Source organism: Vibrio sp. 1167 (assembly GCF_033340375.1).
GTDB lineage: Bacteria > Pseudomonadota > Gammaproteobacteria > Enterobacterales > Vibrionaceae > Vibrio > Vibrio alginolyticus.
Map to the genome: position 1 here is coordinate 18,880 of NZ_JAWOWK010000021.1, position 19,514 is coordinate 38,393.

Below are 19,514 nucleotides of genomic sequence, written 5' to 3' on the forward strand. Positions count from 1 at the left end.
TATGTATCTTTTTTGAACGCTAAGAGTGTAAAAAAATGTGAGATTAGCCCGTTGTTGGAAATCGTTAAACACGTAATATTAAACCTGTCGGAAGGATGCTGACACGGAACAGGAAACACCACGGACTTGGTGAACTTCAGGAAGAAGAAACGGTTATTCAGGATGAATAGTCGGGCATGGATTGCAAAATTGGACATTGAACGGAATCAATAGTGACTAGGATGGTTGCTACTAAGGACGGGAAATGGACACCTCTGGACGAGGCAAGGATTTGAACATCAGGATGATGTCAGGGACACCGCTCAGGGAACAAGTGATGAGAGCTAACGAGGATAGTTAGCAGACCAGGATAAGGTCATTAAGGACACCGCTAGGAAGGCGACGTAAGGATTAAGCTGACGGATTCAGCACACTATCATGGATTAGATGCATGGAGCACTCTTAGTAGCTGGATTGCTACGAGTAAGACTATAACCCCGATGGGCGCAAGCCCTCGGGGTTTTTCTTTGCCTAAAGTTTTTCTCATCTGCACCGTTAAATCGCGCTTTCGAATTCCATTTTTTTACTGCTTTATCGACGCCAAAACCGCACAAACAAAAAGAGCCGCCGAAGCAGCTCTTAAGTTGATGATACCAATCACAGTAAATAAGTGATCAGAAATAGCGTAGGGAAAATGCTTGAGAACAAGGCGCAATTTTTCGATAAGTAGTTATTCTACAATCAAAAATTGCAACGCAGTTATCGAGTATTTTAACAAGCTAGAATGACCAGTTATTTACTACGATTGGTATGAGTTTTGGTCAAGCCTTACAGTTTCTCTAGTCGTGCGTAAGCAGTTACCAACCATTTGATGCCTTCACCGTTAAAGGCAATCTGTACACGGCTTTGTGGACCACTGCCTTCGAAGTTGATGATGGTGCCTTCACCAAACTTTGGATGCATCACACGAGAACCTAGCGTAAAGCCGGTTTCATTAAAGCTCTCTTTCACAACAGTTTGGCTAAATCGACCACTGCTTGAAGGACGGCTAACTTGCGCCTTCATTCGTACTTCATCTAAACAAGTTTCTGGCAGTTCACGGATAAAGCGAGACGGTTTATGGTATTTATCCTGACCGTACAAACGACGCATTTCAGCATAAGTGATGTACAGTTTCTGCATTGCACGGGTCATGCCTACGTAACACAGACGGCGTTCTTCTTCTAAGCGCCCTGCTTCTTCTGCCGACATTTGGCTTGGGAACATGCCTTCTTCCACACCGACCATAAACACCAATGGGAACTCTAGACCTTTCGCACTGTGTAATGTCATGAGCTGAACCGCATCTTCAAATTCGTCCGCTTGTCCTTCGCCCGCTTCTAGTGCTGCGTGGGTTAGGAATGCCGTCAGCAGTGACATGTCTTCGGCTTCTTCTGGTTTCTCGAATTGGCGAGTTGCGGTCACCAATTCCTCCAAGTTCTCAATACGTGCCTTAGACTTTTCACCCTTCTCTTGCTCGTACATCGCGAACAAGCCCGAGTATTTAATTACATGGTCAGTTTGGTGATGCAGCGGCATCTCTAAGGTGTCGTCTTCTAGCGCGGTGACAAGCTCGATAAAACGGCTCAGAGCACCAGCAGCGCGACCAGCAAGCACCTTCTCGTCCAACATTGCCACACTCGCTTCCCACATAGTGCAACCACGGTCACGAGCCGCAAAACGGATGGTTTCAAGCGTCTTATCACCCAAACCACGCGTTGGCGTATTCACCACACGTTCAAACGCCGCATCATCGTTACGGTTGGCAATCAGACGCATGTAGCTCAAGGCATCTTTGATTTCCTGACGTTCGAAGAATCGCATGCCGCCGTAGATACGGTAAGGCAGACCGGCTTGAATTAACGCTTCTTCCAGAACACGCGACTGGGCGTTGTTACGGTAAAGCATCGCAGCGTCATTCAGAGCACCGCTCTTGTCTTGCCACTCTTTGATTTTGTTCACCGCAAAACGGGCTTCATCTAATTCGTTGTAAGCGCTGTAAACCGAGATGGGCTCACCGACAACGCCATCCGTCCACAACTCTTTACCCATACGCTCGGTGTTATTCGCAATCAGGGTGTTAGATGCTTCCAGAATGGTCTTGGTTGAACGGTAGTTTTGCTCAAGACGAATGGTATTTACGCTTGGGAATTCGAGCGTAAACTTCTCAATATTCTCGACTTTTGCACCACGCCAACCATAAATCGACTGGTCGTCATCACCTACGATCATCACGTGACACTCAGGACCCGCCATCATACGTAGCCAAGCATATTGAATGTTGTTGGTATCTTGGAACTCGTCCACCAAGATATGCTTAAAGCGTGCTTGGTAGTGTTCACGGACGAACTTGTTATCACGCAGTAGCTCATGTGCGCGCAGCAAGATTTCCGCAAAATCGACTAAACCAGCACGGTCACACGCCTCTTGGTAAGCGGTGTACAACTGCAGATATGTCTTGGTCACTGGATCATGGTACGCATCAATGTGCGACGGGCGCAGACCTTCGTCTTTCTTGCCGTTAATCCACCATGCCACTTGGCGTGCTGGCCATTGCTTCTCATCGAGGTTTTGCGCTTTGATCAAACGCTTTAGCAGACGCTGTTGGTCGTCACTGTCGATGATTTGGAAATCTTCCGGTAGCTTGGCATCAAGATAGTGTGCACGCAGAATACGGTGACAAATGCCGTGGAAAGTACCATTCCACATACCGCCTGCACTGCCCATCATTAGCTCTTCGATACGTCCACGCATCTCTGCCGCCGCCTTATTGGTAAAGGTTACCGACATAATTGAGAACGGAGAAGCTTGCTCGACCGACATCAGCCAAGCGATACGGTGAACAAGAACGCGTGTCTTACCACTTCCTGCGCCAGCAAGAACGAGCAAGTTTTCTAGAGGTGCTGCAACGGCTTCACGTTGTTTATCGTTCAAACCGTCGAGTAATAGAGATGGATCCATCATGATGAGAGCTACTGGTTATTTATACATAAAAACCGATTATAACCTAAACAACCGGGTGCTGTTTAGACAAAACTTGATAAAAAAATCGATGTTTTTTTGCCCAACACATCAATTAGTTATACCTATTTGACCCTACAAACCCATTTACTTCGTAAATTTTTCTGAAAGTTTTTTAGCCAGTTTCCTATCTTTTAAGTTAAGCAAGTTGATAACAAAAACGCCAAAACAGGCGATTCATCTTGCCAACTTAAAGTAAAGGAAATCATTCAGAGGAATTTATTATGAAAAAGTCGAATCTAGCTGTTACTGCTGCTGTTACTGGTCTTCTAGCTCTTGGTGGCACAATGCTAACTGCAGCTCCAGCTGTCGCAGCTGAAAAAGAAAAGTGCTATGGCGTTTCTAAAGCGGGTAAAAACGACTGTGCAACAAAAAGCAGCTCATGCGCTGGTACTTCTAAAGAAGATAACCAAAAAGACGCATTCGTAGTCGTACCAAAAGGTCTTTGTGACAAACTCGCTGGCGGTAGCACTTCTTCTTCATAATCTTTTATCGCTAGCTATTGTGAGGATGCGTTGACGCTCAACCAACGCAAAGCCAAGACGCATCCTTCTCTTCCCGCACGATTTGAAAAGGAGTTTCACGTGAAACACCACACCTTCCACGACCTTGTTGGAGTTGGATTAAGAACCCCTCACCTCGATTACTTTAGCCAAAATCAACCCGCGTTGTCTTGGTTAGAAATCCACAGTGAAAACTATTTCCAACCCAATGCAACAGAGCGCCATCAGCTACAAACGCTTCGCGAGCAATATCAAATTAGCTGCCACGGTATTGGTTTGTCGCTAGGCTCGGTGGAACGTGTTAGTCAAAAGCATCTTGCGCAACTTAAAGCACTGATTGGCTCAATCGACCCAATCCTTGTTTCTGACCATTTAAGTTGGAGTGAAAACGGCGGTCACTACTTTAATGACCTGCTTCCACTTCCGTATACGGAAGAAGCGCTCAACGTGTTCACTCGTAACGTGAATGAAGTGCAGAATTATTTGCAACGCGAGATCTTGATAGAGAACCCATCTAGTTATGTGAAGTTTCAACATTCGACCATCAGCGAATGGGAGTTTCTTACCGAAGTGCAAAAGCGCACTGACTGTCGTTTATTGCTCGATTTAAACAATGTTTATGTTTCGGCGTTCAACCACGGTTTTGATTGCGACACATACCTAGATGCGATTCCAGCCGACAAAGTGGATGAGATTCACTTGGCAGGTTTTATCATCAAACAACTCGACAAAGGTGAGATATGGATTGATACCCATAGCCGCCCGGTTAGCGATGAAGTTTGGCAGTTGTTTTCACAGTGGACAAAAAAACACGGTCCACGTCATACGTTGATTGAATGGGATTTGGATATCCCCGCGCCAGAAGTCTTATTAGGAGAAGCACAGAAAGCATCGCAACTACTGTTGCAAGGCACACTTCCAAGTGAACAAAGCGAGCCAAGGAAGGCATCATGAATCTAGCCACCTTACAAAGCCAGTTTGCTAAAGCCCTGCACTATCAAGCGCTCGGTGAAGACTGCGATATTGCCAGTGATGAGTTTACCGCTGATGAACGCATGCAGATTTACCGCAATAACTTTATCGTCAGCTTAAGCGAGGTGTTATCCGCGACCTACCCGATGGTTGAAGCGCTGCTTGGTGAAGAATGCTTTGAACAGATAGCTCGCCAGCATGTTCTTTCTTACCCATTAGAAGAAGGAAATGTGGTGCATTATGGCGAAGGCTTTCAAGACACCATCATGCAGTTCAGTCAGGTGATCGCACAAGCACCTTACAGCCCTGAAGTCGCACGCTTCGAGTGGCATATCGACCTAGCTCGTCAAGCACAGTATGAACAATCCAATGCAGCGGAATTAAAACCGCTTGCGTTACTTGGCGAAGTGAGTGAAGAGCAACAACCCGCTTTAATCTTACACCTTAAAAAGGGCTGCCGCAGCTTTGACTCCAACTACGCAGTATTCGATCTATTTAGTGCGATTCAAACTGGGCAATTCGAACAACTTAATATCAACCAATTACAGCAAGGTGTCATCTCGATTCAAGCCAATGGAGAAGCCTTGTGTCACGCACTCGATGCCGATGTGTTCCAACTGCTGCAATGTTTAGAGCAGAAGCAGAGTTTGAGCGAAATACCTGAAGTTTTACTCGCTCATCTCAATCGCATCATGGCACTCGATATTGTTGACGGCTTTACATTGCAATCAATCTAAGGAGCACTCTATGACGGATACGGTTAAAAACTTAGTGAATCGGTACGACGATTTAATCAGTACCTTACAAGCTGGCTTTGTCCCTTTACTACTTCTCTTTTGCCGCTTTTGGGTTGCTTGGGTGTTCTTCAATTCAGGACTAATCAAAATCTCATCTTGGGATAGCACGCTGTACTTATTTGAGCTGGAATACCAAGTGCCAATCTTGCCATGGGAATTGGCGGCTTATTTAGGTACGGCTGCGGAGTTGGTTCTACCGGTGTTCTTGGCACTAGGATTGATTACCCGCCCGATGGCAGCAATGCTGTTTGTGTTCAACATCATCGCAGTGATCTCTTACCCACTGTTGTGGGAGAAAGGTTTTTATGACCACCAACTTTGGGGATTGATGATTCTTATCATAATCGTATGGGGGCCAGGACCGCTGTCTTTGGACCACATCCTGAAAAAGAAAATGACGAGCTAAAAAAATCCCCGCATCATGCGGGGATTTTTTATTATTTATTCAAGTAAGCCAGTAGCTCTTCTGCTGAGATACCTTGCTGAGCGAGGTCTTTTGCCATCTGCTCGACTTGTTCATCTTTGCGTGACTCAATCACTTGCTGAAATTGGTACACGATATCACGCAAAATTGGTAGAGGTACTTGTTTAGCCGCACTACGAATACGCTCGGAGCTTTGATTACCCAGCTCATTAAGCAACTTGCCAAACATCACCTTTTCTGGTGAATCTTCCATTTGCTCTAGAATACGAGCCATTTCATACGTGGTTAACGACATTACTTTTTGAGTTCCGTTATGGTGTCAGGAAAAGTCTGAGTGACAAATATACACGCCTTACTTACATTGGAAAATACTAAATTACACTGATTTACGCTTTCGCAAAGCTCGAGTGCCAGTTCTTCCCTGCTTTTGTAAACAGAACGACCAACGCAGGTAATAGGACCCACATATGAATTGCGATCAAGGTTTGTGGATCCAGAGATAAGCGTTGCAGTGTACCCACCAGCAAACCAGAGCCACTCATTTGGAACAATCCAAGCAGTGCAGCTGCCGTGCCCGCCTTATCACCAAACGGTTCTAACGCTTTCCCTGCCGCTGCACCCAGAATGAATGCAAAACCTACAGAAGACATGAAGATAGGTAGCATGAAAGAAAGCGCGGTATTCTGACCATTCATCACTAGCATGATCACACCTGCGAGACCCAGAGTTGAGATCCCGGTGACCAAGGTGTTGTGAGTTCCAACGCGCTCCATAAACTTAGGCGCCAGCATACATGCCGCAATGTTTATCACCGCATTTACACCAAACCAGAAAGTGAATTCATTCATCGACAGCCCCATCCCCGTCATCAATACCGACGGTGCTGAGGTAACGTAAGCAAGAATAACCGCCATCGCCATCAAGCATAATGACGCATGGAAAACAAAAGATGGTGTGCTAAGCACTGCCCAATACCGACTAAGCTTAAACACCGCTTGCTTTTCTGTTGACGGGTTAGTCTCTTTCATCATGAAAAACATCAATGATCCAGACACCACAGCAAAACCCGCCATAAAGCTAAAGTTAGCACGCCAGTCAAATTGCTGAGTTAACCAGCTACCTAGAATTGGAGCTAAAGCCGGAATGAAACAAATCGCACCGTTAAGGTAGCTGATCATTTTGCCGCTTTTTTCCGGGCCAAAGATATCGCGAACTGTTGCAAAGGCTGCTACCGATGTCGCACACGCACCTAAGCCTTGTAGCAGTCGGGAAACCAACATCCACTCAATATTTTGAGCACTCCACGCCAATAAAGCGCTCATCGCGTAAATGGTGATACCGCCCAATGCAACAGTTCGACGTCCGAGTTTATCTGCTAAGGGACCTGCGAATAGCTGACCAACACCCATAGCAAATAAGAACCAAGTGATCGTGTCTTGTGCTAGCGCATTATCGACCTGAAAAGTGGAAGCAATAAGAGGTAAAGCAGGTAGATAAATATCAATCGCTAAAGGACTGAAAAGAACCAAAAGGGTCAATAACGCCATCTGTTTTTTACTATTAGAAAACTGGCTAGACACACAACACTCCGAATTGGATAAAGAACTTTGGGTAAAGCTTAATCATCTGATGATATGAATGGAAATGATGTATAATCATGAGCATTATTCCTCAGAGGAAATTCACTGTGAACGTCGAAAAACTGGCTCGTATCGATTTAAATCTATTGGTCTGCTTTAAAGTGCTGATTGAAGAGTTAAACGTTACTCGTGCGGCCCACCGATTGTGCTTAAGCCAATCCGCCGTAAGTAAATCACTGGCTAAACTGCGCATTCAATTTGATGACCCGCTTTTCACTCGAAACTCACATGGATTAACACCTACGCCGCGCGCATTGTTTCTTAAACCGAAACTGGATCTGTTGATAAATCAGTTAGAAGTGCTGACTCAACCCGAAGAGTTTTCTCCGCAAAGCAGCGAATACCGTTTTCAAATAGCAGCGGTAGAGAGTGTCTACCCTCTCATTCTACCCCATTTCTTACCGGCGATTTTTCAACAAGCACCTGGCGTGACAATCAGCACACACCCGTGGTCGGATAATACATTTAAAATGCTTCAACGCGGCGAACTGGATTTAGGCCTAACTGGAAAAGATATCGATATAAACGATGCCAAGCTGACTCTTCAACCACCCGATGACATTTGCGAGTTGGAAATTTATCGTGATTACCAAATGTGCATCATTCGCAAAAACCATCCTGCGCTAAAACAACCTTGGAATCTGGAAGCCTATCTCGCCCTACGCCATGTACAAGTACGCTGTGATGGCAACGACCGTTGGTTGCTAGATTACCGCCTTGCAGATATTGGCGCCGACCGCGATATTGCCGTCACCGTGCCCGACTTTAACAGTGCCGCAAGTTTATGTTCATACACCGACTTTATCTTTACTGCACCAAGTCATTTTGTGCAACTTGCGGCCAAACAGCTTGATTTGGTCGTGCTGCCACTACCGTTAGAATTCCCACCTATGGCTTACACTTTATTCTGGCACCGAGACAGAGAAAACGACCCTGCATTAGGCTGGCTACGTACGATGATCACACAAAAAACCGATCACCTTAGATAAAAACACCGCGCTCAATTTGCGCTTAGCGGCTAAAATGAGTAGCTTAACTGTCGTAGTCCTTTTTGGCTCATCTATGGCCTAGTTGTACTCCGACTCTATTGAAGTGATTGCGAACCTCAATGGAATCGTAAACTGCATGAAGCAGATGGAAACAGCTCCCACACCTGAGCATGAAGGAGCGGTAATTTGAAGGAATAACACAGATGCACAACGATACCCAAAGCCGCGTGAATGCAATTCGCGAATGGCTAGCACAACATAATATTGATGCCCTACTTGTCCCTCATGAAGACGAGTACTTGGGTGAATACGTACCAGCGCACAACGAGCGTTTACATTGGCTAACTGGCTTTACTGGTTCTGCTGGTGCTGCGGTAATCACCAAAGACAAAGCCGCTATCTTTGTTGATGGTCGCTACACAGTACAAGTAACAAAGCAGGTTCCTGCTGATCTATTCGAATACCGTCACTTGATTGAAGAGCCTGCACTAGATTGGATTAAAGACCATCTTGCAAATGGCGCGTCTGTGGCAATCGACCCTCGCATGCACAACTCTGCTTGGCTAGACATGGCACAAGCAAAACTTGCAGGTACCCTTGAGCTTAAGATTCTCGATAGCAACCCAATTGATGAACTGTGGCACGACCGCCCTGCTCCTGTGGTTTCTGATGTTCGCCTAATGGCAACAGAAACAGTTGGACAATCAAGTGAAAGCAAACGCCAAGAAATCGCAGAGCTCGTGAAAAAAGCCGGTGCAGACAGCGCAGTGATCACAGCACTTGATTCTATCTGTTGGTTGCTCAACGTTCGTGGTCTAGATGTCTCACGTCTACCAGTTCTGCTTTCTCACGCGATTCTGCACTCAGACTCAAGCGTGGAATACTTCCTAGATCCTGCTCGCCTACCTGCTGAGTTTGACGCTCATGTTGGTGCCGGCGTGACGGTTCATCACCCAGAAGCATTGCAAGCACGACTAGAAAACCTAACTGGCAAGAATGTACTGGTTGACCCTGCAACAAGTAACGCATGGTTTAAATTGGTTCTACAAAATGCTGGCGCATCTGTGGTGAGTAAAGCTGATCCATGCCTAATGCCAAAAGCGGCGAAGAACGCCGTTGAAATCGCAGGTATGAAAGCATGTCATATCCGTGATGGCGTGGCGATGAGCAAGTTTCTATCTTGGTTAGATGCTGAAGTCGTTGCTGGTAACCTGCATGATGAAGCGACGCTGGCAGACAAACTGGAAGCGTTCCGTAGCGAAGACCCGACACTTATGGATCTTAGCTTCGATACCATTTCAGCTGCGGGCGGCAACGCGGCAATGTGTCACTACAACCACGAAAACCAACCTGAACCTGGCAAGCTAGAACTGAACACACTTTACCTAGTGGATTCAGGCGGTCAGTACCTAGATGGCACGACAGACATCACGCGTACAATTGCGATCGGTCAGCCTTCACAAGAGATGATTAAACAATTCACTCTTGCGCTAAAAGGTCACATCGGTGTTGCACGTGCACGTTTCCCGAAAGGCACACGTGGTTACCAAATCGATACGCTAGCTCGTCAGCACCTGTGGGCGGAAGGCTACGATTACGATCACGGTACTGGTCACGGTGTTGGTCACTTCCTAAGTGTTCATGAAGGTCCAGCGAGCATTTCGAAGAAGCAAATCGACGTGCCTCTAACAGAAGGTATGGTGTTGTCCAACGAGCCAGGTTATTACCGTGCAGATGCGTTTGGTATCCGTATTGAAAACCTAGAGCTTGTTGTTGAAACACCAACTAACGGTGACTTCCCTGTTCTGTCATTTGAGTCGCTAACACGCTGTCCAATCGACAAGCGCAATATCAACGTTGATATGCTAACTCGCCCAGAACTTGCTTGGCTGAATGACTACCATCAGAAAGTATGGGATGAGATCAGCCCGCTGGTTGAAGGTGATGTGAAAGAGTGGCTTCGTCAAGCAACGCTACCAGTAGCACACAGCTAGAAGCTAGAAGCTAGAAGCTAGAAGCTAGAAGCTAGAAGCTAGAAGCTAGAAGCTAGAAGCTAGAAGCTAGAAAAAGTAGAGGGTTGATGTTTTACATCAACCCTCTTTTTTGCTTATGTTTCACGTGAAACATAACGATGACAGTGGCTTTATTTGTTACTTAACCGGAATACGCCGAGTGCCAATCTCGCCATACAGGGTCAAAGCCTTTGGCTCGAATCATATCTTCAACAGAAGCCGCGCTTCGTTCATCGCTGATCTCAAACTGCTCGAGTTCAACATCATCCATCGCATAACCCCCCGGCTGAGTTTTCGATGCAGCAGACATACTGGTGATACCTAACGGTAATGCGTTGTCTCTGAACTTCGGTGATTCACGAGTCGATAATGACAACTCAACTTCTGGATTCAACAAACGATAAGCGCAAATCAACTGAACAAGCTGCTTATCCGTCATGACTGATTTTGGTTGGAGCGCGCCCTCACAAGGACGTAAACGCGGGAAAGAAATCGAGTAACGAGTCTGCCAATATGTGCGCTCTAGATAGTCCAAGTGCGCTGCCACATAAAAGCAATCGGTACGCCACTCTTCCAACCCTATCAAAGCACCAATACCAATCTTATCGATGCCTGCTTTTGCAAGACGATCGGGTGTATCCAATCGGTATTCGAAATCCATCTTATTGCCACGCAGATGGTGCTCGGCGTAAGTCGAAGGATGATATGTTTCTTGATAGACCATCACCGCATCCAAACCCAATGTCTTGAGCTCTGCGTATTCGTCTTGATCTAGCGGCTGCACTTCCATCGCCAAATAGTTAAAGCGCTTCTTAATCATCGGCACCATTTCGCGAAAGTATTTCATGCCCACTTTGGTTTCGTGTTCACCAGTCACCAGCAATACGCTATCGAACTTCATGCGTTTAATGGCTTCGACTTCTGCAGCCACTTCGTCCCGATTCAAGGTACGACGCTTGATTCTGTTCTCCATCGAAAAGCCACAATAAGTACAAGCATTGGCGCACAAGTTAGAAAGGTACAGTGGAATGTAAAGCGACATGGTATTACCAAAACGCTTACGCGTCGCCGAGTATGACAGTTGCGCCATTTGCTCTAAGTACGCTTCAGCCGCTGGTGAAATTAGCGCTTTAAAGTCTTCCAAATCACGCTTGGGTTTATTCAATGCTCGCTCGACGTCTTTTGCCGTTTTCGCGTAGATCGACATCGAGATGTCATCCCAATTCAGCTGCTTAAATTGTTCAACGAAGCTCATGTTTTCCTCGCTTAATAGCTAAACCAATCTAGGACTAAAGCTCATCTAGGAATGACGTCAGTGGACTCGACGCAACCGCATGAGAAACCTTACCAGCAAGTCCGGCTTCATAAGCCATACGCCCCGACTCTACCGCCAACTTAAATGCCTTCGCCATCGCAACGGGATCGCTCGAAGCTGCAATCGCAGTATTAACTAGCACGGCATCCGCGCCCATTTCCATCGCACGCGCGGCATGTGAAGGAGCACCAATACCCGCATCAACAACGACAGGAACATTAGCTTGGTCGATGATGATCTCTAGGAAATCGTGAGAAACTATCCCTTTGTTGGAACCGATCGGCGCACCTAATGGCATGACTGCAGCACAGCCTACTTCTTCCAATCGTTTACACAGAACCGGGTCAGCATGACAATAAGGAAGGACAATGAAGCCTTCACGAACCAGTTGTTCAGCGGCTGCAAGTGTCTCAATTGGATCGGGCATCAAATACTTCGGGTCTGGATGAATTTCCAGTTTTAGCCAGTTTGTACCTAACGCTTCTCTCGCCAATTGTGCTGCAAACACAGCATCTTTAGCATTCTTTGCACCTGAGGTGTTCGGCAATAAGTTCACGCCCGCTTGTACTAACGGCCGCAAAATATCGTCTTGTTGGTCGTTCACATCCACACGCTTCAACGCCATGGTCGCAAGTTGAGAACCCGATACTTGAATCGCTTCTGCCATTAATCGGCTGTTGGCAAACTTCCCTGTTCCCGTGAACAGTCTTGATTCGAATTGTTTATCACCAATTTTAAGCATCGACTTTAACCCCCTGCGATCGCTTGAAACAAAGAGATACTATCTCCCTGTGAAAGAACTGTGCTAGCCCACTCACTGCGCGGCACAACATTGTTGTTAATTGCAAAAACACAGCCCATTTCGGGCAGCGCAAATTGACTAATGATTTGCCGTAGATTCGACTCACTGGCAACTTGATGTGACTGGTCATTGATGACAATAGTGATCACATCTAAGGCAGCCGCAGTCATTTGTGTTGTTTGTTGTTCTGATAACGTCATTGCTTCCAACTCTCTTAATTCTGCCCATTACTCGTAAGCTAAATCTGAGCACACACTTGGCACTGTTTATCTTTGCTTATCACCATGGTTTGCCATTGCAGTTTCAACCCATCAAACAGATGCAACTTGGCAGTCTCGACATGAAACTTTCCCGTCGCCAGTTTTTGAATTGCCGCTATCGCTTGGTAGTTACCAAGTGTGCCCACCACCGGACCGACGACACCGCTCTCACTGCATTTTTGACTTTGTGGTAGTTCGTCAAACGGATACAAGCAGCGGTAACAGGCTTTACTCTGCGCTTCTTGTTCACTTGGTGTTTGGTAATCAAAGACAGCGAATTGCCCTTGCCAACCAATTGCTGCCGCTGAGATAAGTGGCGTATTTTGCTCGAAACAAACTTGGTTAATTAGCTGGCGCGTTGGCATGTTATCGGTGCAGTCGAGCACCACATCAGCTAGCATCACCTCAAGCTGCAGTTGTGCTTTGTCTAATCGCTTATTGAGAGCACGAATTTGAACCATAGAATTGAGGTCAGTCAGTTGCTTTACAGTCGCTTCTGTTTTCGCAACTTGGAGGTCTTGTTCACGATAAATGATCTGACGCTGTAGGTTACTGCTATCAACTTCATCGTCATCAACCACAACCAATTTACCAACGCCCGCGGATGCCAAGTACAAACTCGCAGCACTTCCTAACCCACCACAACCGATGATCAGCACATTCGATTTACTCAAACGCTCTTGCCCAACTTCGGCAATTTCTGGCAGAGCGACTTGACGTTGATAGCGAAGGAACTGCTTATCCGTGAGCATGCTCGCCTCTCTTGGTATCCACCAATTTACTATTCTGATCAGTAAACGTTAGCTGTCTTTCCTTCATCAGTTGTGCGAAGAACTCGATGACCGACTGAGGTGATTCTGCCAACGTAATCGCTCGCACAACTGCCAAACTAGAAACACCTGTTTGCCAAACTTGGTCTGCATTAGATTGGTCAATGCCACCAATCGCGACCGTCGGAAAGCCAAGCACATTGTCACTAACTGTTTTGTCTTTTGAAGGACGGAAAGCAGCCTCTGTATTTGTATAAGGAATGCTATCAATCAGCTTTTGATACAGAGCCAAGCGCACCAAACCTTGTGGTTTCGATGGCATCTGTTTTGTGGTGGTTGGGAAAATATGCCCTAGTGCGATGTAGCTAGGATGAATTTGTACGATGCGCAGTAGTTCATAATAACCATGAGTAGAAAGACCAAGACGAATGCCGGCTTTAGTTAGCTGAGCCAAATTCGATTCTTCTATGTCTTCTTGTCCTAGGTGAACACCATAAGCGCCACGCTTGATTGCCAACTGCCAATAGTCATTGATGAACACTTGTGCTTGATACTGACGACCTAGCTCAATTGCTCGAATGATCTGTTGTTCTAAATCGGCTTGTTGTGGGTTCTTGATTCGCAGTTGAATGGTGTTGATGCCTAGTGGCAGTAGACGCTCAATCCAAGCAACATCATCAACGACTGGATAGAGCCCTAGACTTTGCTTGGTTAGAGTTGGAAAGCTAACGCTTTCGCCTTGTGCAGACCAACCAACTTGAATATCGAGTCGGTTATCCTCCAGTACAGGTGTGGGGAAATCATCAAATTGGTCAGCCCACTGAGTAGATCTTCCCTCGTTAAGGTTGCCATTCAACAGTGTTTCACGTGAAACATTCGCTTGTTGAGTTAGCATTCCTCGAGCAAGTGTTAACGCATCTTCGATAGGAAAATCGAGTACTGTCAGCGTTACTATCCAAGCAAGGTGATGTTCAGGATCGAACATTGCGTTGAATTTGGACTTAACGGAAAGCGCTCTCACTTCGTTGTTAATTGGGTGACGCCAGATATCAAGCTGAAGCACTTTCTCCTTTTCATCGGATACCTGAGTATCAGCAATACCAATATAAATCGCTTTCGACGGTTGCTTAGCACACGCTTCTACCGACAAAGCAGAACGGTAATAGAGCACAAATGAACTCTCATGCTCAGAGTCATAATCATCAATGAGATCAGTCGTTATGTGTGTGGTCTGTTGGCCGCGAACAAGCTGAATAGATTGAGTTGGGCTCACACCCAACTCAATGTCTTCTATGCTAAAACCCTGTTCTTTCGCCAACAACAAACATTGCTGAACTAAACCTGTCAGTTCAATCAACGATGACGGAATAAGGATTTTGCTCATTAGTCACTTACCTCGGCATGTGCTGCTGGGTGGTATAGCTCGGAACCTGACTCTCTAAATTCTTGCGATTTCTGACGCATCCCTTCAAGAGGATCATCTAGCATTTTAATCGAGATAGCTTGGTCCGCAGCAACTTGCTCAGTGTCTTTCGCGTACTCTCGTACCTCTTGCGAAATCTTCATCGAGCAGAACTTTGGTCCGCACATCGAACAGAAGTGAGCAACTTTGCCGGACTCTTGAGGTAAGGTTTCATCATGGAAAGCGCGCGCGGTATCTGGGTCGAGTGACAAGTTGAATTGATCTTCCCAGCGGAACTCGAAGCGAGCTTTAGAAAGCGCATTATCACGAACTTGAGCACCTGGGTGCCCTTTCGCTAAATCAGCGGCGTGCGCAGCAAGCTTATAAGTGATCATGCCTACTTTCACATCTTCTTTGTTTGGTAAGCCAAGATGCTCTTTAGGAGTGACGTAGCAAAGCATCGCACAGCCATACCAACCAATCATGGCAGCGCCGATGCCTGAAGTAATATGGTCGTAACCAGGAGCGACGTCTGTCGTCAGTGGGCCAAGCGTGTAGAATGGTGCTTCATGGCAGTGCTCCAGCTGCTCTTCCATGTTCTCTTTGATCATATGCATTGGAACATGGCCAGGACCTTCGATAATTACTTGTACGTCGTATTCCCACGCAACCTTGGTTAACTCACCAAGGGTACGAAGCTCTGCAAATTGCGCTTCGTCGTTAGCATCGGCCACCGAGCCAGGACGCAGACCATCACCGAGAGAAAGTGCCACATCATACTTAGCACAGATTTCACAGATCTCTCGGAAGTGGGTATATAAGAAGCTTTCTTGGTGATGCGCTAAACACCATTTCGCGATGATAGAACCACCACGAGAGACGATGCCAGTAACGCGTTTTGCAGTCATTGGCACATAACGAAGTAGTAAACCGGCATGGATAGTAAAGTAGTCAACGCCCTGCTCTGCTTGCTCAATCAGGGTATCGCGCATCACTTCCCAGTTAAGGTTTTCCGCAACACCATTCACTTTCTCAAGCGCTTGATACATTGGTACGGTACCGATCGGAACCGGACTGTTACGTAGAATCCACTCGCGAGTTTCGTGGATGTTACGTCCAGTAGAGAGATCCATAACGGTATCTCCACCCCAACGTGTCGCCCAAACTAGTTTCTCTACTTCTTCTTCAATCGAAGAAGTGACCGATGAGTTACCGATGTTGGCGTTCACTTTGACCAAAAAGTTACGTCCAATGATCATTGGTTCGGATTCTGGGTGGTTAATATTGGAAGGGATAATAGCGCGACCTTCGGCGACTTCTTTACGCACGAATTCGGCGGTAATATCTTTTGGTAGGTTAGCTCCGAAGCTTTGACCCGGATGCTGTTGATTCAGCACTTCATCGCGATACTTGGCACGCCCCATGTTTTCACGCAGCGCGATATATTCCATTTCTGGGGTAATAATACCTTTGCGAGCATAGTGCAATTGGGTCACACAATGGCCATCTTTGGCACGTCGAATACGTGGTAGATTGCCGTAACGAAGATCGTCTAGTGTTTCGTCTTCTAAGCGTTCTTTGGTGTACACCGAGCTTACTTCATCAAGTAGCTCAGTATCGGCACGCTCTTCAATCCACCCTTCTCTCAGCTTAGGTAAGCCGCTATAGAGGTCTATGGTGTGCTCTGGATCTGTGTATACACCCGAGGTATCGTAAACGCGTACTGGCTCATTAGGCTCGAAAATAGGCGCTTCTTTTGTGCCTCCAATAAGGCTATCAGCGAGTGATATTTCACGCATTGGCACACGAATATCTGGACGTGAGCCTTCTACGTAGACTTTGCTTGAATTGGGGTACGGTTGTACCGAGAGTGTATCAATGAACTGTTTTGCTTCCAGTCTCGCTTGTTTGCGACTCGACATAGCATTTTTCCTTGCTTTGTTATACTAGATAAAAAGTAATTGGATAAAAATGCTTGGCGGATAGATGCGACAAGAGGAGTCAAATTAAGGCTAGTTAAAGCTTACGATATTTGCCTGTAACAACATTCGACTTTTGATAGGTCAACCAGAAAGAACTCCGGTGTGAATATCTTCTCTTGTTCCCTTCGCAGATTCTAATCTGATCAGGTTCAACGGATCCCGAATTAACGGTCTCAGCCTTATGGCACTCCGACAAGTGATGTCAGTATATAAAAACGGCTTGGTGAAACCAAGCCGACCTGTTCAATTTTTAACTACTTTGCTAGCTGCGCATCAATAATTGAAAGCCTATCCACGCAGCTGAAATACTTAACACTACATTCAACAATACGTTCAACCCCATCTTAAAGAAAGCGCCCTGCTGCATAAGCAACACATTATCCATCGAGAAGGTGGAAAACGTCGTTAGTGCCCCTAAAAAACCCAAGCCAATCACTTGTCGCCAAGGTTCCGTTGCCAAAAGTTCATTATCGAAAGCTGCTATCAATAAGCCCATCATAAATGAGCCAACAACGTTAACGGTTAACGTACCATATGGAAAACCACGACCAAGTAGCATCACACAAAGTTCAGAAATTAAGTAACGAGAACATGCACCAAATGCGCCACCCAATGCAATAAAACCCAAAACGGATAGTTGCCCCATAATTCCCCCAGAAAAGTTAATGGCGACATTGTAATCAAATTTACGGCAATAGTGATTATACAATCTAAGAATTCGGCAAAGTATAGCGCTTAAAACTTATCAAGATTTAAAAAGTTACAGGAGTCACTTTACTTCAATATAACCCATCAACCCCGTCTTCATGTGTTCGATCACATGACAATGGTACATCCAACGCCCTGGGTTATCTGCAACAAATGCCGCTTTCGCACTGCCGTTTTTTCCAAGCAAGACCGTATCGGTATGAAACGGTTCGTCGAGTTTTTTTCCATCTAACTCAAGAACCGTAAATGTGTGTCCATGAAGGTGAATAGGATGATGATATTGGGTGACGTTCTTTAGGTTGAAGATATAGGTTTTTCCCATCTCCAATGTTGAAAGGGGCGCTGGAATATTATCTTTGCTCATTCCCTCCCAAGCCCGTTTGTTCATCAGCCAGAATTTAGGTATCGCTTTGCCCGATTTATCAGCAGGAGTGATCGCCCCCTCCCACTCAAACACATAATCGATTTGCTCTGCATTTTTCAAATCGAGAGCTGGCACAGGGTTGAGAGGTAATAAAGGCAGTTTCTGGTTGTTCGACAGGTCAGACTCAACAACGTCAAACTCGCACAAAGGGAATGGGAAGCGTCCTTTCATTTGACGCACATAAACACGTTTTCCAGCCTTTGGAGCAATCAATCCGACATCTAACCTCATTCCTGGACCAATTTTGTGCTGAGTGAGCTTATAAGGCGTTTTAACAGGATTACCATCTATAGCAATAACCCAAGCCTCTGCCCCTTCTATAGCGATCGGGTAAGTGATGGTATTATCGACATTAGCAATTCTTAATCGCGTAGTGGCATTCTGCTTCAGCGTATAAACAGGTTCATGCACACCATTGACGCTACTCCACTCTCCGGGAGTCCCCATACGAGCGCTCAAGCGCGGCACCATAAGGTTCTTCCACTGACCTAGTTTGTCTAAATGCCAATGCTTTAGAACTATTTCCTGTTCTTCATCAAATAGAACAGGCTCAGCCTCTTCAACGATAATTAGCCCAACTAAGCCCATACCAAGTTGCTTAACGCTATTCATGTGGGGGTGATACCAAAACGTGCCCGCATCTGGTGGTGTAAATTCATAAACGAATGTTTCACCCGGCATGATAGGCAACAGACTTAAGAAAGGTACACCATCCATTTCAATAAGGATTCGCAAGCCATGCCAGTGGATTGTAGTCGGCTCTGAAAGCTTGTTAGTAAACCGAATTATAACTTTCTCGCCTTGGCGACAACGAATCGTAGGCGCTGGAATCGAACCATTAAATGCGAGTACGTCTGTGTTAAACCCAGGGACCAATTCTGCAGTAGAAGGCTCTGCAGTGATATCGTATATATATTGCCCCTGCTTATTAGTGCTCCTAGATAGAGAACATGCAGGTAGAACGGTAAGCGCGGAGATTGCTAAGGATGATTGAAGAAAGCGTCGACGAGATATATCCATACATAGTTACTCATTAATCCAGATCGGTTGAGTGTAACTAAATATAAATAGTGATTCCCCTTTATTATTAAAATTTCGGGCCACTGATCATTACAGCTAACTGTAGTTTCGTTCGTTCAGTAGATTAAATGCTGCCAAAGTACAGCAGAAAGCCATACTTACGAGATAAGAGTAGAAATAAGCCGTAATAATGAGAGGAAGCCAGATACAAAAAAGGCTCTGACCTAAGTCAGAGCCTGATATGTGGCAGGGGTGGAGAGATTCGAACTCCCAACACGCGGATTTGGAATCCGCTGCTCTGCCAATTGGAGCTACACCCCTATAGAATTTTCATATTCTAGATTTGACAAAACCTCGCATAAGCGAGGTTGTCGATATTAAGTGGCGGAGTGGACGGGACTCGAACCCGCGACCCCCGGCGTGACAGGCCGGTATTCTAACCAACTGAACTACCA

General features: G+C 46.0%; 17 protein-coding genes, 1 tRNA gene and 1 riboswitch. Of the genes, 6 read left to right on the plus strand and 12 right to left on the minus strand.

The window, feature by feature from the left end; genetic code table 11:
- Nucleotides 1–807: 807 nt before the first annotated feature.
- The gene (uvrD, locus tag R7Z78_RS23070; protein WP_104975692.1) at nucleotides 808–2,982 is read right to left on the minus strand and encodes a DNA helicase II; all 2,175 of its coding nucleotides are present in this window, start codon (nucleotides 2,980–2,982) and stop codon (nucleotides 808–810) included.
- 281 nt (nucleotides 2,983–3,263) lie between these two features.
- Here uvrD and R7Z78_RS23075 point away from each other — a divergent pair, with 281 nt between their 5' ends.
- The 4 genes from R7Z78_RS23075 (at nucleotide 3,264) to R7Z78_RS23090 (ending at nucleotide 5,717) form a co-directional block, all read left to right on the plus strand.
- The gene (locus R7Z78_RS23075) at nucleotides 3,264–3,524 is read left to right on the plus strand and encodes a DUF2282 domain-containing protein (protein ID WP_005378779.1); all 261 of its coding nucleotides are present in this window, start codon (nucleotides 3,264–3,266) and stop codon (nucleotides 3,522–3,524) included.
- 99 nt (nucleotides 3,525–3,623) lie between these two features.
- Nucleotides 3,624–4,496, plus strand: coding sequence for a DUF692 domain-containing protein (locus R7Z78_RS23080; protein ID WP_104975693.1), 873 nt, complete (start codon nucleotides 3,624–3,626; stop codon nucleotides 4,494–4,496).
- Complete coding sequence (locus R7Z78_RS23085) at nucleotides 4,493–5,251, plus strand: DNA-binding domain-containing protein (protein WP_104975694.1); 759 nt, start codon at nucleotides 4,493–4,495, stop codon at nucleotides 5,249–5,251. The genes R7Z78_RS23080 and R7Z78_RS23085 overlap by 4 nt, the downstream gene beginning before the upstream one ends.
- 10 nt (nucleotides 5,252–5,261) lie before the next feature.
- Nucleotides 5,262–5,717 (plus strand): DoxX family protein, encoded by a 456-nt coding sequence (locus R7Z78_RS23090; protein WP_047102549.1) that lies wholly within the window; start codon nucleotides 5,262–5,264, stop codon nucleotides 5,715–5,717.
- Between the two features lie 31 nt (nucleotides 5,718–5,748).
- On the opposite strand, the gene R7Z78_RS23095 is transcribed toward R7Z78_RS23090, so the two are convergent.
- Both R7Z78_RS23095 and R7Z78_RS23100 read right to left on the minus strand, forming a co-directional pair.
- Complete coding sequence (locus tag R7Z78_RS23095; protein WP_005378786.1) at nucleotides 5,749–6,030, minus strand: hypothetical protein; 282 nt, start codon at nucleotides 6,028–6,030, stop codon at nucleotides 5,749–5,751.
- 91 nt (nucleotides 6,031–6,121) lie between these two features.
- The gene (locus R7Z78_RS23100) at nucleotides 6,122–7,315 is read right to left on the minus strand and encodes a multidrug effflux MFS transporter (protein ID WP_005382927.1); all 1,194 of its coding nucleotides are present in this window, start codon (nucleotides 7,313–7,315) and stop codon (nucleotides 6,122–6,124) included.
- Nucleotides 7,316–7,422: 107 nt separating this feature from the next.
- On the opposite strand from R7Z78_RS23100, the gene R7Z78_RS23105 reads away from it, so the two are divergent.
- A complete protein-coding gene (locus tag R7Z78_RS23105) occupies nucleotides 7,423–8,364 on the plus strand; it encodes a LysR family transcriptional regulator (protein WP_005378791.1) in 942 nt (313 codons plus the stop codon).
- Nucleotides 8,365–8,567: 203 nt separating this feature from the next.
- Nucleotides 8,568–10,358 (plus strand): aminopeptidase P family protein, encoded by a 1,791-nt coding sequence (locus R7Z78_RS23110; protein ID WP_025768964.1) that lies wholly within the window; start codon nucleotides 8,568–8,570, stop codon nucleotides 10,356–10,358.
- Nucleotides 10,359–10,518: 160 nt separating this feature from the next.
- On the opposite strand, the gene thiH is transcribed toward R7Z78_RS23110, so the two are convergent.
- From thiH to R7Z78_RS23155, 9 genes are all read right to left on the minus strand, one after another.
- Entirely contained in the window at nucleotides 10,519–11,631 is a 1,113-nt protein-coding gene (gene thiH, locus R7Z78_RS23115) for a 2-iminoacetate synthase ThiH (RefSeq protein ID WP_104975695.1), read from the minus strand.
- Nucleotides 11,632–11,665: 34 nt separating this feature from the next.
- Nucleotides 11,666–12,433 (minus strand): thiazole synthase, encoded by a 768-nt coding sequence (locus R7Z78_RS23120; RefSeq protein ID WP_104975696.1) that lies wholly within the window; start codon nucleotides 12,431–12,433, stop codon nucleotides 11,666–11,668.
- A gap of 5 nt (nucleotides 12,434–12,438) precedes the next feature.
- A complete protein-coding gene (thiS, locus tag R7Z78_RS23125) occupies nucleotides 12,439–12,693 on the minus strand; it encodes a sulfur carrier protein ThiS (protein ID WP_054575515.1) in 255 nt (84 codons plus the stop codon).
- Between the two features lie 38 nt (nucleotides 12,694–12,731).
- Nucleotides 12,732–13,505, minus strand: a complete 774-nt coding sequence (locus R7Z78_RS23130; RefSeq protein ID WP_104975697.1) for a HesA/MoeB/ThiF family protein — start codon at nucleotides 13,503–13,505, stop codon at nucleotides 12,732–12,734.
- Nucleotides 13,492–14,907, minus strand: coding sequence for a thiamine phosphate synthase (locus R7Z78_RS23135; RefSeq protein ID WP_104975698.1), 1,416 nt, complete (start codon nucleotides 14,905–14,907; stop codon nucleotides 13,492–13,494). Before R7Z78_RS23135 ends, R7Z78_RS23130 begins: the two co-directional genes overlap by 14 nt.
- Complete coding sequence (gene thiC / locus R7Z78_RS23140; protein WP_085570137.1) at nucleotides 14,907–16,847, minus strand: phosphomethylpyrimidine synthase ThiC; 1,941 nt, start codon at nucleotides 16,845–16,847, stop codon at nucleotides 14,907–14,909. Before thiC ends, R7Z78_RS23135 begins: the two co-directional genes overlap by 1 nt.
- Nucleotides 16,848–17,010: 163 nt before the next feature.
- Nucleotides 17,011–17,109, minus strand: a riboswitch (TPP riboswitch).
- Between the two features lie 60 nt (nucleotides 17,110–17,169).
- Nucleotides 17,170–17,553 carry a fluoride efflux transporter CrcB gene (gene crcB, locus R7Z78_RS23145; RefSeq protein WP_104975699.1) on the minus strand — a complete coding sequence of 128 codons (384 nt, stop codon included), beginning with the start codon at nucleotides 17,551–17,553 and terminating at the stop codon, nucleotides 17,170–17,172.
- Between the two features lie 123 nt (nucleotides 17,554–17,676).
- Nucleotides 17,677–19,059 (minus strand): multicopper oxidase family protein, encoded by a 1,383-nt coding sequence (locus R7Z78_RS23150; RefSeq protein ID WP_104975700.1) that lies wholly within the window; start codon nucleotides 19,057–19,059, stop codon nucleotides 17,677–17,679.
- Nucleotides 19,060–19,303: 244 nt separating this feature from the next.
- Nucleotides 19,304–19,380, minus strand: a tRNA-Trp gene (locus tag R7Z78_RS23155).
- Nucleotides 19,381–19,514 lie beyond the last annotated feature (134 nt).

Coding starts and splice junctions, on each gene's coding strand:
- uvrD (WP_104975692.1), bottom strand. CDS start 2,982: ATGATGGATCCATCTCTATTACTCGACGGTTTGAACGATAAACAACGT.
- R7Z78_RS23075 (WP_005378779.1), top strand. CDS start 3,264: ATGAAAAAGTCGAATCTAGCTGTTACTGCTGCTGTTACTGGTCTTCTA.
- R7Z78_RS23085 (WP_104975694.1), top strand. CDS start 4,493: ATGAATCTAGCCACCTTACAAAGCCAGTTTGCTAAAGCCCTGCACTAT.
- R7Z78_RS23090 (WP_047102549.1), top strand. CDS start 5,262: ATGACGGATACGGTTAAAAACTTAGTGAATCGGTACGACGATTTAATC.
- R7Z78_RS23095 (WP_005378786.1), bottom strand. CDS start 6,030: ATGTCGTTAACCACGTATGAAATGGCTCGTATTCTAGAGCAAATGGAA.
- R7Z78_RS23110 (WP_025768964.1), top strand. CDS start 8,568: ATGCACAACGATACCCAAAGCCGCGTGAATGCAATTCGCGAATGGCTA.
- thiH (WP_104975695.1), bottom strand. CDS start 11,631: ATGAGCTTCGTTGAACAATTTAAGCAGCTGAATTGGGATGACATCTCG.
- R7Z78_RS23120 (WP_104975696.1), bottom strand. CDS start 12,433: ATGCTTAAAATTGGTGATAAACAATTCGAATCAAGACTGTTCACGGGA.
- thiS (WP_054575515.1), bottom strand. CDS start 12,693: ATGACGTTATCAGAACAACAAACAACACAAATGACTGCGGCTGCCTTA.
- R7Z78_RS23130 (WP_104975697.1), bottom strand. CDS start 13,505: ATGCTCACGGATAAGCAGTTCCTTCGCTATCAACGTCAAGTCGCTCTG.
- R7Z78_RS23135 (WP_104975698.1), bottom strand. CDS start 14,907: ATGAGCAAAATCCTTATTCCGTCATCGTTGATTGAACTGACAGGTTTA.
- thiC (WP_085570137.1), bottom strand. CDS start 16,847: ATGTCGAGTCGCAAACAAGCGAGACTGGAAGCAAAACAGTTCATTGAT.
- crcB (WP_104975699.1), bottom strand. CDS start 17,553: ATGGGGCAACTATCCGTTTTGGGTTTTATTGCATTGGGTGGCGCATTT.
- R7Z78_RS23150 (WP_104975700.1), bottom strand. CDS start 19,059: ATGGATATATCTCGTCGACGCTTTCTTCAATCATCCTTAGCAATCTCC.